We start from the raw sequence: 15,632 nt of genomic DNA, 5'->3' as shown, positions 1-15,632 counted from the left end.
AATAATAAAACACAAAATATATTTGTCCTTAATTAAAATCTATAATTTAGATGGCTTTCATCTAGTAAAACTGCTAAAATTATTTTTAGAAAGCGCTTTACCGAAACGTTTTAAGTTAAATAATAAGGATAGTGATAGTTATGACAGAGCCATTATTTTTAAAACCAGTTTTTCATGAAAAAATTTGGGGCGGTCGTCGGTTAGCGGAAGATTTTAATTACAACATTCCAGACGGTACCATTGGTGAGTGCTGGGCAATTTCTGGACACCCCCACGGCCCTAATGTAATTGAAAACGGTGAATTTAAGGGACAACTGCTTCCTGATGTCTACGCACAGCATCCAGAAGTATTTGGTAATCCAAAATCAAAGGTTTTCCCACTACTAACTAAGATCCTCGATACCGAAGCCAGCCTATCAGTTCAGGTTCACCCAGATAATGCATATGCTGAAGAACACGAACACGAACTAGGAAAAACTGAATGTTGGTACGTTATTCATGCTGACAAGGGAGCTTACCTAACTTATGGTCATACGGCTAAGACTCGTGAAGAACTTAAAGAAATGATTAACAACCATGAATGGCAAAAGCTCTTTGATAAAAAGCCTGTCAAGACCGATGACTTTGTCTATGTTCCGTCAGGCACTATCCATGCTCTTAATAAGGGAATTGTTGTCCTTGAAACTCAACAAAGTTCCGACACTACTTATCGGATTTATGACTACGATCGGGTTGACAAAAAAACTGGTAAAAAACGCGACTTACACTTGAAGCAATCAATCGATGTTACTACTGTTCCGTTCAAAGAACCCGAGCTGCATATTAGCTCTGAAAAAATTGGTGATTCTAAAGTAACGACCTTAATTACCCAACCTGATTCGCCATTCTTTAGTGTTTATAAGTGGGATGTAAATGGTAAATTAACAAGAAAGCATGAACATGGGCCGTACACCTTAATGTCAGTCATTGATGGTGAAGGAACCCTAACCGCTGATGGTAAGACATACCCATTAAAGAAAGGTGTTCACCTTCTAATGCCCGCCACGATTGATGAATGGGAATTAGATGGTAAGATGCTGATCATCGCTTCGGAATCAGTAGAATAGCATTACCCAATATTTAATAAAAAACATGAACTAGCACGAATCGAGAAAGTTAACCTCCAGTTCTGTTAGTCCATGTTTTTTATTGTAATAGATTATTGAATCGTGATTTCAAACTCAGAATTTATACTAATACTCCCTAATCCGCCAGTTGATCATAGTAGTCGTCATCAACCTTTTCCAGCCATTCACTAGTCCCTTTGGTAATCGCAATGTGGGAGAACCAGGAATCCTTAGTAGCGCCATGCCAGTGCTTAACGCCTTCGTGGATCGTAACCAGGTCACCAGGCTTAAGCAGTTGAGCGGGCTTGCTCTCTTCTTGGTAGCAGTTACCAGAAGAATTTGGAAACCGTCGTGGTGGATGTGCCAGTCGTTCCGGCAGCCGGGTTCAAAGTTAACGTTGGAAATATTAATATCGATATTATCATCAGGCGAAACTAAGCCATTAAGGTAACTTGTCCCGATAAAGTATTTTGCAAAGGCAACGTTCTTGTCGCCAAACCCGAACATATCATTCTTTACAGCTTCTTCATTTTTTGCCATAAGATTTTCCTCCTTAAAGATTGAAACTCATTTTGGTTACTTTTAGCTTACAAGGAAAGAATTGATATGTATAATACTTATTATTAGTGATGAATCATTTAAAAATTGAATTATAATTTTCGAAGCCATGACGCTAACGAACTTGGACTGTATTTAGGGGTTGCATGAGTTAAAACGTGATAGCCATCAGCAATTTTCAGCTTACCAGCGTGGGCAACAAAATCAGCTTGATAATTACCCGGATCACTCCAACCAGTACTAAACGGAACTACCTTTCCCTGATAATCATTCATCCTTCTCAAAAGGCTAACAATCGGTGAAGAAACCTTACCATCCCAAACTGGTCCGCCAACCAGAATGGTATCGTAGTAGTCTAGTTCCGGTAATTCGGTGATAATTTGTGGAAGTCGACCATTCCGATTATCGGCTTTAAAAATTTGATCCGTTTCTTCCATATCATCAGGAAAGTATCCTTGAGGGACTTGGAGACGGAGAATATCAGCTCCAGTTTGCCGATGAATTGCGCTAGCTAATTTAACAGTGTTATCAAACTGTGAATAGTAAAGAATTAAGACATTTCGTGCCATCTTTATCCTTCCTTTCAGGAGAATTAATTTGTGTTATTTAAATTTTAGCTTAAAATAGTGTTATCTATTCACTATTTGAATCGAGGAACTCCCATTATGGATACGAGAGTAATTAAATACTTCTTAACTGTAGCACAAACGAATAATATTACCCATGCCGCACAACAACTTCACGTTACTCAGCCAACGCTTTCCCGACAAATGATCGATCTTGAAAAAGAACTCGGCGTAACTTTATTTGATCGTAAGCAGCGCCGAATTGAACTTACTAGCGAAGGAATTCTTTTCCAACAGCGTGCGTCTACGATCCTTTCTTTACTTACCCAAACAAAACAGGAACTTCAAAACGCCAAGGAAGAATTGACTGGTGTTCTTAATATCGGTTGTGTTGTTTCAAAGGTTTCAAAATTCGTAATGAAAATTATTAGTAACTTTCAGAAAAAATATCCAAAGGTAAGCTTTAACCTTTACGATGGTAACGGTGATCTGCTTCGTCAGCGCTTGGATTCCGGTTTAGAAGATTTTGCTGTGTTGATTGAACCAGTCGAGGCTGCTAAGTATAACTTTATTGTTTTACCAGTTCATGAGCAGTGGGGATTAATTACCAAAAGATCTGATCAACTAGCAAAAAAACATTCGATTACCAAAAGTGATCTTTATAAACTACCACTAATTATTCCGACCCGGAATATTGTTCGTGATGAAATTAGTGATGTTTTAAAATTAGACCAAACAAAGTTAAATATCATGGCGACAAATAACTTACCAAGTAACGCCTATGAACTGCTAAAAGCCGGAAATTATTATATGCTGGGAATTCAAGGGATCGTTAATTCATTCCACGATCCCGAACTAACATTTATCCCCTTTTCGCCACATAAAGACACTGGTCACGTTCTTGCATGGCGCAAAAATACCGTCGTTACTCCCGTAATGGAAAAATTCCTTCAAGAATTTGCTGATCAAGCTGAAAATTCTTGAAAGATTGAAATTGATGGAATAAACGACTTACAATAAATTATCAACATTCTAAGGAGTGAAATCAATGCTATATAACGCAGCGCTAGTTCTTGAAGGTGGCGCTTTTAGAGGACAGTATACCGCTGGCGTCTGTGACACGTTCCTCGCTAATCACATTGAATTTAGTAGTGTAATTGGCGTTTCCGCCGGCTCGTTGAACGGCGTCAACTTCGTAGCAAAGCAATATGGTCGGGCAGCAAATATTAATATTGATCACCGTCATGATCACGACTATATTTCAATGACGCGCCTTTTCAAACGTCAAGTGATCAACATGAACTACCTATTCGAAGATCATGGCCTTTCATGGCATAACTTTGATGAACGAGCCTATATCAGGTCAGCTTCACACTTCACGGCTGTTGCTACTAGGCTTCAGGATGGAAAAAAAGCACTTTTTACAGACTTAACAGGTGAGAAACTGACCCAAGTATTAATTGCTTCTTGCTCAATGCCATTTATGATGGATCCGGCACCCACTCCAGATGGACTTTGTCTGGATGGTGGAATTGCGGATTCAATTCCCTTTGATGTTGCTCAAGAACAAGGCTATGACAAAATTGTCGTTGTCCGGACATGTGATATTAGTTACCGAAAGAAGCCATCAAGTCGACCAGTTTGCCAATTGTACCGCCGTTATTTCAAAGACTATCCCCAGTTTGCTGAAGCTGGAATCCTTCGTCCAGAGGTCTATAATCAACAAGTCGCTCAGATCGAACATCTCAGAAGAACAGGCCAAGTCTTTAATATCGCTCCTCAGCACCCAGTCAAGGTTAGCCGGGTTGAAAGTAACGTTAAAAAGATCCGGAAGCTATACGAAACTGGGCGTCAAGAAGCAGAACAACTGTTACCAAGTTTAATTGACTACCTTAATGCTTAAAAGCGGTTTCTATGTTATTATAATGGTATGTTAATAAACAGCATTAGGGGTGTCTGTTTGCCAGACTGAGATGTATTAAGATATACGGACCCTTGAACCTGTTAAGCTAGTACTTGCGAAGGAAAATGCTAACTCAATATATAAATAATGGAGCTGTTAGTTAACGATTAACTAGTAGCTCCTTTTTTAGGACGTGAGATTTTGACTAAATTACAACTAAAACTAGTAGAACAAGTTCGTCAACAAAATCCGGTAGTATTGACAATCGCCAATATGGTAACGCCAGATAAGGTTGCCGATGGGTTGAGTGCGATTGGTGCTTCGCCAATTATGTCTATCGCACCTCAAGAATCTTTAGAAATGGTAGAATTAGCCAACGCTATTACGATTAATTTGGGAACGATCGACGACAAGCAAAAAGATGAGGTTATTGCCGTTTTAAAAGCTAATCATAATCAGAAGCCAATAGTTCTTGATCCGGTTGCAATTGGTGCTAGTCATTACCGGTTAGCTTTTGCGAAACAACTATTACATAATTATCAATTTACTGTTATTCGCGGTAACGCTGGCGAAATTGCTGCTTTAGCGAATATTAACTGGCATTCACGTGGAATTGACAGCGGAAATGGCCAAGCTGATCTTCACAAGATCGCTAACACGGTCGCTCGAGAATACCATTGTATTGTCGTTCTTACTGGTCAAACTGATATCATAACGGATGGCAATAATACTTTTATTAATCAACTTTCTACTAGTTATTTCGTGACTAACGTGGGTAGTGGCGATGTTCTTTCTAGTGTCATTGCTGCTTATCTCGGTGTAAGCAAGGATTATTATACAGCTGCCTGCACCGCAACTACGGTTTTTACTGCCACGGGAGTCAAAGCTGCTAGAGAGTCAAGCGGGTTTGGCCAATGGCAAGTCAAATTCCGGGATGAGCTAGCATCAATTAAATCCAGCGAAGTTCTCTCAGTATTATAAAAAATAAAGGAGTTCCTAATAATGACAAATGACTTCCCCCAAGCTCTAACAATTGCCGGTACTGATTCTGGCGGTGGTGCCGGAATTTCTGCCGACTTTAAGACAATGCAAATGCGCGGTGTCTTTGCCACAATGGTCGTTGTTGCGGTCACGGCACAAAATACTCTCGGTGTTCAAGATGCCTTAGCAATGCCACCAAAATTAATTGATGAACAGTTTGCTTCTCTAGCCGCGGATTTTAAAATTCGTGCCTGCAAAACTGGAATGCTGGCGGATTCCCTTCGTGTCAAAACCGTTGTCAACAACCTCAAGCAATATGATTTCGGTCCACTAACGGTAGATCCCGTGATGATTGCTAAAGGTGGTGCTAAACTTTTAAGTAAGGATGCGATTAGTGTGGTTCGTGAACAACTATTGCCACTCGCCGATTTGATTACCCCTAACCTTCCAGAAGCTGAAGAATTAGCTCAAATGAAGATCACAACAGAAGCTGAAATGGAAGCTTCTGGACATCGTCTTCAATCAATGGGAGCGAAGAACGTCCTGGTTAAGGGAGGTCATTTTTCAAATGATGATGAAGCAAATGACTTTGTATTATTAGAGAATGGGCACTCGTTTTGGATGACTGCCAAGCGAAAGCAAACTCAGAATACTCATGGTACCGGTGATACTATTTCTTCCTGTATCACTGCTGAACTCGCTAAGGGCAAATCAATGGAAGACGCCCTCAAAATTGGAAAGGTCTATGTTGAAGCAACGATTAAGCAAGGCATTAACGTTGGTCACGGTCATGGTCCACTAAATCATTGGGCAAAAATAAGGAGCGATAATAATGAACTTTAATCCAAAAATGTTACAAATATACCTTGTCGGTGGAACCCAAGATACCCATCACGATTCCTACGAATTCCTCGCTAAGGTAGAAGAAGCAATGCAAGCTGGAATTACCGCCTTTCAATACCGAGAAAAAGACAGCTCAACTATGACTGCCGATGCACGATTAATTATGGCAAGACGATTGGTTGAGTTAGGTCAACACTATTCTGTTCCAATTATCATTGACGACGATATTCAAATGGCTCTTCGTGTTGGTGCTGATGGAGTTCATGTTGGTCAGGATGATGAACAGATTGAGCGGGTAATTAAAGAAGCAGCTGGTAAGTTAATTATTGGCTACTCATGCAATACCGCTACTGAAATTAAGGCCGCTAACCAACTAACAGCTATTGATTATATTGGCTGTGGTCCCGTCTTTGAAACCACATCAAAAATTGATGCTGATCCTGTCTTAGGGCTTGATAAACTTAAAAAACTAAATAGTCTGAGCACTCATCCCCTAGTCGCAATCGGTGGCCTTTCACTGGAAAATATCCCTGCCGTTTTAAAGACGGGAGTTAGCGGATTATCAATGATTTCACTGGTTTTAAATAGTGAAGATATTACAGAAACGGTGACAAAAATTAAGAGTCTTTACTAAGAAAAAGCATTTGTAAATTTCATCAGGTTTTATTACGCTAACTGAAATTTACAAATGCTTTATTTATTTTCATTAATTGACGCCGATGAAACACCATCAACGACTTGTCCCTCTACAATCCCATGTTCGAAAACATGTTGCTCGCAAAGCTGACAAATATGTTCAACATTTTCTGTTACTTGTAATGCTCCTAAATAATGACCATTAGGCTTACGAATCGCATAATACCGAATTAAGGTTCGTTGACCGTTCATTATCTGCGGTGACTCAACCATATCCTTTTCCTCAGTCTTCAGCATTTTTAAAACCTGCTTAACCATTGGTACAACTCGTCGGGGATGGCAGCCAAGAACATTATGGCTAAGGCGCTGCTGAAGACGTTGTTCATCACGCCAGCTATTTGGTGAATACCAAACATATTCATCATCTGCATTAATATAATCTAATTCATATGGCATCGTTCGAAATAAGGCATCAACCTCAGCTAAAGTTAATTTACCACTGAAAAAATTAATCGTGGCATCATCCATAAATGGTAAATTCATTTTTTAACGCTCCCATTCATCATTATTTTGGTTTAATTTTTGAACTGCATTAATCAGCTGTTGATCAATTTGCGCCCGTCTGTTTTGCCAAAAATTATTCTCTAGTAGTAAGTTCTGCTGTTTATCAAATTGATACCCACCCCACATATGCTGATTAATTGGGCTGGTCATCATAGAATCAACCACCCGGAGTAACCCAATTGTATGCTCCATATCAATATATCCCAACGCAACCACATCAAGCGGATCGATATAGTTAAATACCTGACAGCGAAGAAGAGTCGTTGTTTGCCGTTGCCGTTCATCTAGTAACCAGTAAAGATTAGGTCCTTCATAAAGATATGCCCCACCAATCCGGTCAGGGTAATGACAGTTAGCTAATGCAAATTGGGCATTAATTGAACCTAACGAGTGTCCATAAAGGAAAAAGGTCATTTGCGGGTAAGCAGCTAATAAATGATTAAATTCCTTGCTTGCCGTCCATAGCTCTTGAGGGACGTCAGGAACCTGATTAATAATTGCGTTACCAATTGGCAGGTTGACCCGAAGCCATTCATTAGTCCACGTTGTTGGATCGCCCTTCCGAACACCAGACGATCCACGAAAAAGAACTATTATTTGGGAATCAGCAGCTGAACGAATTACTGTCGCTCGAAATCCATCAGTCGTCCAAATCACCTTGACCACTTCACCAATTAACTGGCCGTCTGGCAGCAAGACATCTTCTCCTAATTGCCAGTTATGATATTCAAGCTGAGCTAATTGGACTCGCTGCCAATCAGTTAATGACTGCTTTCCCCAAACCAAATGCGTCATCCTGCCACCTACTTACCTAACTGGGCACAAATTCCCTGAATGGTTACCACAGCGAGAGCAACAATAATTAACATAATTACATCTTTTTTAGTCGGTTGTTTGTCCATTTCAACTCACCTAGATCTTTTTCTTTTATCATACACCCAAATTACTTGATTCTTCTGAGAGACTTTATTTCTGCTTTCTGGTGGTATAAACTAACGAGGTATAATTATTCATGGGAGAGAGAAGAATGAAGTCGATTTCAAAAAATTTTCCTTTAGTCATTGCTACGGTTGTACTTGGGGTGATCGTGGGGATTAGTTCTTTACTATTAAGTATTCTTCTTGATTTATCAGAAAAATACTTTCTTAACTTTGAAGAAAGCAATCGGATCCCAGTTGATATTTTTGTTGGTCCAGGGCACCGATTTATTTCTGTTTTTGTTGGTTCTGCGATTGCTGCAATCATCTGGTATTTTCTTCAAAAGAACTACCGCCCAGTCGGTATCAGTAAAGCAATTACTGGTAAGACAATGCCGCTAGTTAAAACACTAATTCATGTTGTTACACAGATCTTTTATGTAGGAACAGGGAATTCCATTGGTCGTGAATTAGCGCCACGGGAAGCCGGTGCTGCAATCGCTCAGAAATGGGAACGACACTTTGCTAACAACCGTTACCTGAAGCTCGATCCAGAAGACCAAAAAATGCTAATTGCGTGCGCTGCTGGTGCTGGTTTCTCAGGAGTATATATTGCTCCGATCACAGGTGCTGTCTTTGCGATTGAGTTACTTTACAAGAAAGTTAACGCCCGAGTAGTCGCTGTTAGTTTAACAATGTCGGTAATTGCGACTTTAATCGGATCAATTGTTAAAGGGTATAAGCCCTACTACTTGGTCGGCTCCAAAAATTTTCCTTCATTACGGATCCTTCCAATTGTGATCGTCTTGGCACCCCTTCTTGGAATCATGGGTGCTTACTTCAAGTTGGGAGTAAAAAAAGCAAGTTCTCACCGGGCCATTACCAAAAACGTGCTCTACCAGCTACCATTAATGGGAATTATTACTGGGATTGTTGCTGCTTTCTACCCGCAAATCATGGGAAATGGTCGCGGATTGGCTCAATTAGCGATGGGCACCACCACCATCAATAAAAATGTTATTTTAGCCCTTCTTTTTGGTTTCATTGCTAAAGCAGTTGTAACCCTTCTTAGTATCAAGAGCGGGGCTTATGGAGGAATCCTGACGCCTTCAATTTCGCTTGGCGCTGTTATTGGTGTCTTCTTGGGGATGATCTATGTCCAAATTATGCCAGGAGTAACAATTACCCAGTGTGCTGTACTCGGCGCTGCTTATTTTTTAACCGCTTCTCAACAGGCACCTCTTATGGCAATGTTCATGTTGTTTGAAGTCTGCCATTTGAACTTCACAGCCTTTATTCCCCTCGCCTTAGGGGTCGCATTATCGATTGCCGTTTCTCGGTGGGTTAATACAAAACTTGCCAAATAGTATGATGTTTGCTTATTAACTATGAAACGGCTAAACTTAACCTTGCATCATGCTTAAAGGAGTTTAAAAACATGGCACATATTTACCTAATGACTTTGATCATCATTTTTATGATTGAGAGTTTCTTTGAAGTTAAATGGTTTGCCCAAATTCGTGATATTTTTCAACGTTCAGGAAGGATTACCCCAACCAAACGGGTTCAGCGAGTAGTCAAAATCGAAACCCAGTGGAGTTGGTTTTCGTGGATCCTGCTGATCCTCCTTTTCATTCTTCCTGAGGTATATACATTTCTCTTAATCTGCATTATCACTTTAATCGAAACCATTATTGTTTACGAACTGTACAACGCTCGAAATTACGCTCAACAAATTAATAAATAAAATTAAGGAGACTAGTACGAAAATAAGATTTCGCACTAGTCTCCTTAATTTTAGCTCGCTAAAGCGTGAGTGTTTGTTAATAACTCATACACGTAAGAGAGTTCTTCAGGACGGTATGCTCCTGGCATCGTTCCAACCTTTTGGAAGCCATTCTTTTCGGCAATGTGTTGCATTACCAAATTATTTTCGTTCGTACTAAGGCGAATCGACTCTACATCAGGCCGATGCTTTTCTAAGTAATCAATCACACTAATGAATAGCTTTGATGCGTAGCCTTTTCCTGCATGACTTGAGTGAATGGCTACCCGGTGAATAGTAACATAGTTTGTCGTATTAATTAGCCATTCACCATTAATATGATCATAAACATGATCTGGTGAATTGACAATTGCGACTGCTCCAACAGTCATTCCATCATCAGATTTAACGAGATATGAATAGCCATTATCAATATCTTCCTGAATATGCTGAGCATTTGGATAGTCGCCCTGCCATTGATCAACCCCCCGTTCAGCCAATTGATTACGTCCATCGCGAAGAATTTCCAAAATTGTGTCTAAGTCCTTTTGTGTCGCTTTCCTAATTTGCATTTTATCATCCCCAATTAGAATTAAATCACTATAATCATAGCAGATTATTAATCAAAAATGGTCTTTTTTGCCAATTTATACCCCATTTGTAAACACCTGTGAAGAATTAATGATCACCCGTATAAGAAAGCCTTATGTCTATTAGTAATCTACTGTAAAGCCTTTTCATCCATGTTAAAGTTAAGACATTAAAACAGCAGCCTGCAGACATAGAAAGGAGTGATTCTTTAATGGCTAATTGGAAAAAATGGTGGATCACATTAGCAATGCTAATTCAGGGATTAATCGGTGGGATTGTAATCCTTCTCTGGATCTTCCGTCATGAGCCCTGGACACTAGAAATCAGCCAATGGCTATTAACCCGCCCCGGACAATACACAATTATTGGTTTAGCAAGCTATATCATTCTAATGGCGATAATCGTAATCGGAAGTTCTATCTTCCGACCAACAACGAGTAAACAATTGATAATTGCTCGTGATGGTGCTCGTCATATCTCAGTTGATAAAACAGCAGTGGAAAATAGTATTCGACTTAACTTATCAAGTTTTGGTCTCTACAACCCCACAACGACGGTTAAAATGCTCAAGAACCGTCAAGAAGCAGACGTTACCGTTACTGGAATGCTTTCTGGACAATCTGATCCAGAGCTACTGAAGAACTCTTTAACTGACGCAATTGAAAATAATTTACAAACAAACTTTGCTATCGGACTTCGTAAATTACGAGTTCGCCTCGAACCTTATAGTCACAAAAAATCAGTCACAGTCGTCTAACAAGGAGGGATAACAATGAAACTTGCTCTCATTGGTGCGATTACGGGATTAGTTCTCAGCATTAGTTGGACCGTTTGGGGATTTTGGACAGCAATTGGTATTCTTCTAACTACCGCTATCTTCGCCATAATCGGTCTCGTCTTAGACCTCATTGGATTCTCTTTTAAGGGAATCGTTAATAAATTAAGTGCTAAACTTGCCGAATAATTTCTAAGGAGGAATTAATTATGACAACTACAAACACAAACCAAACCACTAAAACTAATGTTGACCAACACCTAACTTTTGATGACAGTGTAATTGAGAAGATTGCTGGGATCACAGCTACTCGAGTTCCAGGAATCATCTCCCTTGACGGCAACATGTTCTCTGAATTTGCGGATAAAGTTTCCTCCGGTAATAATATGACCAAGGGAATTGATGCTGACGTAGGTGAAAAACAAGTTGCAATTAAAATGGATGCCACAATTGAATATGGTAAAAGCGCACCAGAAATTTTTGAAGCAGTCTGTAAAGAGATTGACAGCGCCCTAGATAAGATGACCGGCTTGAAATTAGTTAAGTTCGAATTACACGTTAATGACGTGAAGACTCGTGAAGAATTAAAGAAGGATGACGATAAGCAAGTAAACTAATAGCTTACCCTAGCTTAAAAGTTCCTAGTATTCGTAAATTGAGTACTAGGAACTTTTTATTATTCTTCTTTTAGTGTTAACTGAGCATTGGAAATCATTTTTAAGAAATTATCCAGGTCCAAACTTGCCCGGCCAATTAACGCACCATCAATATCGGGTTTATCAATAATATCCTTAATATTATTAGGATTAACACTTCCCCCATAAAGGATTCGAATCTTATCCGCAATCTCATAGCTATAATATTCAGCAATTGTCTGGCGGATTAGTCGACACCCTTCTTCGGCCAAGGTCGGATTAGCGTGTTGCCCTGCACCAACTGCCCAACTAGGTTCGTAGGAGATGACAACCTGCTTGATCTGATCTAACGAAACACCATGCAAAACGGTCATCAGTTGGTGGAAGACATAGTGAATTTCATCATTGACCACCTGCTGCACCATTGTTTCATCTGTACAGATAATTGGGGTAACACCACGTTGAAGGGCTGCTTGAACCTTCTTGTGTACGCTAGCATTTGTTTCACCAAATAATCGCCGTCGCTCGATATGACCCAACATGACATACGAGACTCCAGCATCTGCTAAACCACGAAGACTTACTTCGCCCGTATATGGACCAGAGTATTCCGCAGCAGCGTTTTGGGCGATAATTCTCAGGCCTGAATTTCCTGCTGCTTCAACCATGCTTGGCAAGGCAAATGCTTGTGCTGCAATGCCAACCTCCATCTTATTAGGATCAGGAAGCTTTGATTTGATCTGGTTAACAAAATCAACTGACTCCTTGACGTTTTTGTGCATCTTCCAATTTGCAACGATAAATGGTTTACGCATAATTTTAACCCTTTCTAACATTTCTTCCGTTTGGCTAATCACCTTATATTTTACAATTATCTACCAAACAAAGAAAGATAGTGTTTTTAAACGCAAATAGTTCTTAAAGAACACCATCATCGTGCGTCCTTTAAGAACTATTTGATAATTATGCTTCGAGAGCCTGTGAAAGTGCTTCACCAAGCCGCTTTAATCCGACCTCAATTTGGTCTTCCTGCATATTAGAGTAATTCAACCGGAATGTTCCTGGTTGTGGCTTGCCAGCAAAGAATGGATCACCAGGAACAAAGGCAACATTGTGTTCAAGACACTGTTTAAAGAGTTCAACAGTATCAGTGACACCAGGTACTTCAACCCAAAGGAACATTCCACCTTCTGGATCAGTATACTTAACATCCTTCGGGAAGTACTTCTTAATTCCATCAATCATCAGTTGCTTCCGCTTCCCGTAAAGATCACTAATTTCCTTAACGTGGGCGTCAACATCATTTTCCTTAAAGAATTCAGTAACTACATACTGAACGAGGTTATCCGTATGAAGATCAGCAGATTGCTTTAGCACAGTTAACTTTTCAATGACCTTCGGATCCGCTACTAACCAGCCAAGACGGAATCCCGGAGCGAGAATCTTTGAGAACGTACTCATGTAAAAGACTTTCCCTGCATGATCAAATGACTTAACAGAAGGTACGTGCTCTCCTGCAAAGCGAATATCACCATACGGGTTATCCTCAAGAACTGGAACATCGTATTTTGCTGCCAATTCCGCAAACTTCTTGCGTCGTTCTGCCGGCATGGTCCGTCCAGTTGGGTTTTGGAAGTTTGGTACTGTGTAAACCAGCGCTGTTTCTGGATGAGCCTTAAGTGCTTCTTCCAGAGCGTCCATCTTCATTCCGTCCTCATCCATCGGCACACTAACAAAATTAGCGCCATATGAACGAAAAACATCGAGAGCACAAAGGTAAGTCGGTTCCTCTACAAGAACTGTATCACCAGGATTTACAAATGCTTTTCCGACCAGATCAATTGCTTGTTCAGAGCCTGTTGTTACCATAACATTTTCTAATTTGGCATCAACATTCTCCTTTTCCTTTACTCGCTTAAGGATCAGTTCACGCAGCTCGGTTACTCCCTTGGCAGCTCCATACTGGAGTGCTTGCTGACCATGCTCTGCATAAACCTTATCGGTGGCCTTCTTCATCCCTTCAACTGGAAATAGTTCAGGAGCCGGTAATCCACCCGCAAATGAAATAATTTTGGGATCAGCCGCCGCTTTTAAGATTGCACCAACAGCATCTGTCCCGTCAGCAGGAACTCTTTTTGAAAATTTAAACATCGTTACCACTCCTCTTTCTCATCATTTTGTAATTGTTGAGTAGTTTACAATACAAACTTCGACTTGTGAACCCCCTAATTGTGCCCCATACGTTTCTAAATGATTTATAAATTTAATTTCTTCATATAAGGAATTCCCAAAATAATAAAAAATTAAATTTTACGGTTGACAGATTAGAAATTAATGAGTAGAATACGAAGCATCAAATGTAAACACGTTAAAGATACCGAACAGGAAGTAACCTGGTTAACTGGTTCAGAGACTTAGTGGCTGGTGTGAACTAAGCAACGTTAATCAATGTTAAATCCCCTGTGAATTGGCTCCTGAACTAAGTAAGGTTGCCTGGCTGCCGACCATTATCCTGGCTCTAGATAAATTTGTCTGGTTCAAGATGTGGACTCTTTCCATAAATGAAGGTGGTACCGCGGCAACGTCGCCCTTCAAGCATATTCAATTGTGCTTGGAGGGCTTTTGTTTACTTTGAAATTTATTTTAAGTGAGGTGAGGATCATGAAAGATAGTGACATTAGCGACATTAGCAACATTCGAGAAATAATTAAAAATAATGATTCTCATCAGTGTTGGCATTTTTGATGGTGATGAGAATCATAAATAACTAAAAATTGGAGGAATCAATTATGACAACATTAAACGCTAACCAAAAAGAATTTGCAATGGCTCTTTACGATGCAACCCTAACTGGCAAGCCATTAGAAGAAAAAGACTGGAAAGGTGTTGTGGAAGATGACGATACTGCATACGCTGTTCAAGATGAGGTAATTCGTTCGGCTTAAGGGCGTCCCCGTTGGTGGATATAAAGTGTCACTTACAAGTAAACAAACCCAAGATATGTTTGACGCGGATTCACCCTTATATGGTCAACAGGTTAATCGTCGTTTTCTCCCTGCTCCAGCAAACGTCAACTTAAATGACCTGATGGAGCCATTAGTCGAAGTTGAATTAGCCTTTCGTGCAACTACTGACTTAACGAGTAATGATTCATTAGAAGATCTCTTAAACAAGACAACAGTTGCGGGTGCACTAGAAGTACCGGATTCTCGATTTAAGGATTGGTTCCCGAGTCTCGGTAAATACAATGTCATGTCAGATTGTGCTGTTGGCGGATTAGTTGTTTATGGAAAAGAGGCTCCTTCAACAAAAGTTTTCAAGGATGTAGCTGATGTTGCAACGGTCCATGCTGAACTCTTCCTTGATGATCAAAAACTCGATGAGGGGGATTCAAAAGAGGTTCTTGGTAACCCACTCAAATCTCTTCAATGGCTTGTCAAGAAGCTTGAAGAACAAGGCAAGCAATTTAAAGAAGGCCAACTGGTTTCTTCTGGAACATTCGTTTTACCGCCTCATCTCAAAGAAGGACATTGGGCTGTCAATTTTGATCACTAACTTGGTAATGTCGATTTAAATGTCAACTAGGAGGATGACTAAATGAAATTAAGTGATAATCAACAAAACTAATAAGCCTCATAATCTTGTTAAATTTATCTATCCAGCTAGATAACAAAAGGGGCTGTGACATAAGTCCTTTAAATTAAGAGAACCGTTCGGAATTTCATTTGAAATTCTGAGCGGTTCTTCCTTTTCTTAAAATTAATACTAAATATGGACAGCCTCCCGGCGATC

The 15,632-nt window shown here is 40.0% G+C and carries 17 protein-coding genes, 2 pseudogenes, 1 riboswitch and 1 other annotated feature; of the genes and pseudogenes, 12 read left to right on the top strand and 7 right to left on the bottom strand.

Translation table 11 applies throughout. From position 1 onward, the window contains the following. Positions 1-140: 140 nt before the first annotated feature. On the top strand, positions 141-1,106 hold the full coding sequence (gene manA / locus HUK45_RS00095; protein WP_191910541.1) for a mannose-6-phosphate isomerase, class I: 966 nt from the start codon (positions 141-143) through the stop codon (positions 1,104-1,106). A 136-nt stretch (positions 1,107-1,242) separates the two neighbouring features. Here manA and HUK45_RS00090 read toward each other — a convergent pair. Both HUK45_RS00090 and HUK45_RS00085 read right to left on the bottom strand, forming a co-directional pair. After that, positions 1,243-1,646, bottom strand: a pseudogene (locus tag HUK45_RS00090) (cupin domain-containing protein). A gap of 110 nt (positions 1,647-1,756) precedes the next feature. Continuing rightward, the gene (locus HUK45_RS00085; RefSeq protein WP_191910540.1) at positions 1,757-2,233 is read right to left on the bottom strand and encodes a flavodoxin family protein; all 477 of its coding nucleotides are present in this window, start codon (positions 2,231-2,233) and stop codon (positions 1,757-1,759) included. 96 nt (positions 2,234-2,329) lie between these two features. Here HUK45_RS00085 and HUK45_RS00080 point away from each other — a divergent pair, with 96 nt between their 5' ends. From HUK45_RS00080 to thiE, 5 genes are all read left to right on the top strand, one after another. After that, positions 2,330-3,214 carry a LysR family transcriptional regulator gene (locus tag HUK45_RS00080; RefSeq protein ID WP_191910539.1) on the top strand — a complete coding sequence of 295 codons (885 nt, stop codon included), beginning with the start codon at positions 2,330-2,332 and terminating at the stop codon, positions 3,212-3,214. 64 nt (positions 3,215-3,278) lie between these two features. Continuing rightward, positions 3,279-4,133: a patatin-like phospholipase family protein gene (locus tag HUK45_RS00075; RefSeq protein WP_191910538.1), complete on the top strand. Its 855-nt coding sequence runs from the start codon at positions 3,279-3,281 to the stop codon at positions 4,131-4,133. Between the two features lie 35 nt (positions 4,134-4,168). Further along, positions 4,169-4,274: riboswitch (TPP riboswitch) on the top strand. 60 nt (positions 4,275-4,334) lie between these two features. Then, positions 4,335-5,114, top strand: a complete 780-nt coding sequence (thiM, locus tag HUK45_RS00070; RefSeq protein ID WP_206683737.1) for a hydroxyethylthiazole kinase — start codon at positions 4,335-4,337, stop codon at positions 5,112-5,114. A gap of 21 nt (positions 5,115-5,135) precedes the next feature. After that, positions 5,136-5,957 (top strand): bifunctional hydroxymethylpyrimidine kinase/phosphomethylpyrimidine kinase, encoded by an 822-nt coding sequence (gene thiD, locus HUK45_RS00065; RefSeq protein WP_191910537.1) that lies wholly within the window; start codon positions 5,136-5,138, stop codon positions 5,955-5,957. Continuing rightward, the gene (gene thiE / locus HUK45_RS00060) at positions 5,947-6,591 is read left to right on the top strand and encodes a thiamine phosphate synthase (RefSeq protein ID WP_191910536.1); all 645 of its coding nucleotides are present in this window, start codon (positions 5,947-5,949) and stop codon (positions 6,589-6,591) included. The genes thiD and thiE overlap by 11 nt, the downstream gene beginning before the upstream one ends. Positions 6,592-6,650: 59 nt before the next feature. Here the strand turns inward: thiE and HUK45_RS00055 are convergent, their stop codons facing one another. Together HUK45_RS00055 and HUK45_RS00050 are read right to left on the bottom strand one after the other, a co-directional pair. Beyond that, a complete protein-coding gene (locus HUK45_RS00055) occupies positions 6,651-7,136 on the bottom strand; it encodes a PAS domain-containing protein (protein ID WP_191910535.1) in 486 nt (161 codons plus the stop codon). 3 nt (positions 7,137-7,139) lie between these two features. After that, on the bottom strand, positions 7,140-7,952 hold the full coding sequence (locus HUK45_RS00050) for an alpha/beta hydrolase family protein (protein ID WP_191910534.1): 813 nt from the start codon (positions 7,950-7,952) through the stop codon (positions 7,140-7,142). Positions 7,953-8,184: 232 nt separating this feature from the next. On the opposite strand from HUK45_RS00050, the gene HUK45_RS00045 reads away from it, so the two are divergent. Together HUK45_RS00045 and HUK45_RS00040 are read left to right on the top strand one after the other, a co-directional pair. Beyond that, positions 8,185-9,441: a chloride channel protein gene (locus HUK45_RS00045; protein ID WP_191910533.1), complete on the top strand. Its 1,257-nt coding sequence runs from the start codon at positions 8,185-8,187 to the stop codon at positions 9,439-9,441. A gap of 71 nt (positions 9,442-9,512) precedes the next feature. Further along, complete coding sequence (locus HUK45_RS00040; protein WP_102168857.1) at positions 9,513-9,821, top strand: hypothetical protein; 309 nt, start codon at positions 9,513-9,515, stop codon at positions 9,819-9,821. Positions 9,822-9,871: 50 nt separating this feature from the next. On the opposite strand, the gene HUK45_RS00035 is transcribed toward HUK45_RS00040, so the two are convergent. Then, positions 9,872-10,411: a GNAT family N-acetyltransferase gene (locus tag HUK45_RS00035; RefSeq protein WP_191910532.1), complete on the bottom strand. Its 540-nt coding sequence runs from the start codon at positions 10,409-10,411 to the stop codon at positions 9,872-9,874. Positions 10,412-10,641: 230 nt separating this feature from the next. On the opposite strand from HUK45_RS00035, the gene amaP reads away from it, so the two are divergent. Genes amaP through HUK45_RS00020 form a run of 3 tightly spaced genes read left to right on the top strand, consistent with a single transcriptional unit; the run spans position 10,642 to position 11,822 of the window. After that, entirely contained in the window at positions 10,642-11,187 is a 546-nt protein-coding gene (gene amaP / locus HUK45_RS00030; protein ID WP_102168855.1) for an alkaline shock response membrane anchor protein AmaP, read from the top strand. A gap of 15 nt (positions 11,188-11,202) precedes the next feature. Beyond that, positions 11,203-11,394 carry a hypothetical protein gene (locus HUK45_RS00025; RefSeq protein WP_191910531.1) on the top strand — a complete coding sequence of 64 codons (192 nt, stop codon included), beginning with the start codon at positions 11,203-11,205 and terminating at the stop codon, positions 11,392-11,394. A 20-nt stretch (positions 11,395-11,414) separates the two neighbouring features. After that, positions 11,415-11,822, top strand: a complete 408-nt coding sequence (locus HUK45_RS00020; RefSeq protein ID WP_191910530.1) for an Asp23/Gls24 family envelope stress response protein — start codon at positions 11,415-11,417, stop codon at positions 11,820-11,822. 59 nt (positions 11,823-11,881) lie between these two features. On the opposite strand, the gene tpiA is transcribed toward HUK45_RS00020, so the two are convergent. After that, on the bottom strand, positions 11,882-12,655 hold the full coding sequence (gene tpiA / locus HUK45_RS00015) for a triose-phosphate isomerase (RefSeq protein WP_191910529.1): 774 nt from the start codon (positions 12,653-12,655) through the stop codon (positions 11,882-11,884). A 148-nt stretch (positions 12,656-12,803) separates the two neighbouring features. Further along, on the bottom strand, positions 12,804-13,991 hold the full coding sequence (locus HUK45_RS00010; RefSeq protein ID WP_102168852.1) for an aminotransferase-like domain-containing protein: 1,188 nt from the start codon (positions 13,989-13,991) through the stop codon (positions 12,804-12,806). 217 nt (positions 13,992-14,208) lie between these two features. Further along, positions 14,209-14,435: a binding site (T-box leader), on the top strand. Positions 14,436-14,629: 194 nt separating this feature from the next. On the opposite strand from HUK45_RS00010, the pseudogene HUK45_RS00005 reads away from it, so the two are divergent. Next, positions 14,630-15,395: pseudogene (locus tag HUK45_RS00005) on the top strand (2-keto-4-pentenoate hydratase). The last annotated feature ends 237 nt before the right edge of the window (positions 15,396-15,632 follow it).

This window comes from Limosilactobacillus urinaemulieris (assembly GCF_014838745.1).
Taxonomy (GTDB): Bacteria; Bacillota; Bacilli; order Lactobacillales; family Lactobacillaceae; genus Limosilactobacillus; species Limosilactobacillus urinaemulieris.
The sequence above is the reverse complement of the archived record's forward strand: the minus strand, read 5'-3'. Positions and strand labels throughout refer to the sequence as shown.

What these genes read in the sequence shown, in the direction of transcription:
- manA (WP_191910541.1), top strand. Translation starts at nt 141, where the DNA reads ATGACAGAGCCATTATTTTTAAAACCAGTTTTTCATGAAAAAATTTGG.
- HUK45_RS00085 (WP_191910540.1), bottom strand. Translation starts at nt 2,233, where the DNA reads ATGGCACGAAATGTCTTAATTCTTTACTATTCACAGTTTGATAACACT.
- HUK45_RS00080 (WP_191910539.1), top strand. Translation starts at nt 2,330, where the DNA reads ATGGATACGAGAGTAATTAAATACTTCTTAACTGTAGCACAAACGAAT.
- HUK45_RS00075 (WP_191910538.1), top strand. Translation starts at nt 3,279, where the DNA reads ATGCTATATAACGCAGCGCTAGTTCTTGAAGGTGGCGCTTTTAGAGGA.
- thiD (WP_191910537.1), top strand. Translation starts at nt 5,136, where the DNA reads ATGACAAATGACTTCCCCCAAGCTCTAACAATTGCCGGTACTGATTCT.
- thiE (WP_191910536.1), top strand. Translation starts at nt 5,947, where the DNA reads ATGAACTTTAATCCAAAAATGTTACAAATATACCTTGTCGGTGGAACC.
- HUK45_RS00055 (WP_191910535.1), bottom strand. Translation starts at nt 7,136, where the DNA reads ATGAATTTACCATTTATGGATGATGCCACGATTAATTTTTTCAGTGGT.
- HUK45_RS00050 (WP_191910534.1), bottom strand. Translation starts at nt 7,952, where the DNA reads ATGACGCATTTGGTTTGGGGAAAGCAGTCATTAACTGATTGGCAGCGA.
- HUK45_RS00045 (WP_191910533.1), top strand. Translation starts at nt 8,185, where the DNA reads ATGAAGTCGATTTCAAAAAATTTTCCTTTAGTCATTGCTACGGTTGTA.
- HUK45_RS00040 (WP_102168857.1), top strand. Translation starts at nt 9,513, where the DNA reads ATGGCACATATTTACCTAATGACTTTGATCATCATTTTTATGATTGAG.
- HUK45_RS00035 (WP_191910532.1), bottom strand. Translation starts at nt 10,411, where the DNA reads ATGCAAATTAGGAAAGCGACACAAAAGGACTTAGACACAATTTTGGAA.
- amaP (WP_102168855.1), top strand. Translation starts at nt 10,642, where the DNA reads ATGGCTAATTGGAAAAAATGGTGGATCACATTAGCAATGCTAATTCAG.
- HUK45_RS00025 (WP_191910531.1), top strand. Translation starts at nt 11,203, where the DNA reads ATGAAACTTGCTCTCATTGGTGCGATTACGGGATTAGTTCTCAGCATT.
- HUK45_RS00020 (WP_191910530.1), top strand. Translation starts at nt 11,415, where the DNA reads ATGACAACTACAAACACAAACCAAACCACTAAAACTAATGTTGACCAA.
- tpiA (WP_191910529.1), bottom strand. Translation starts at nt 12,655, where the DNA reads ATGCGTAAACCATTTATCGTTGCAAATTGGAAGATGCACAAAAACGTC.
- HUK45_RS00010 (WP_102168852.1), bottom strand. Translation starts at nt 13,991, where the DNA reads ATGTTTAAATTTTCAAAAAGAGTTCCTGCTGACGGGACAGATGCTGTT.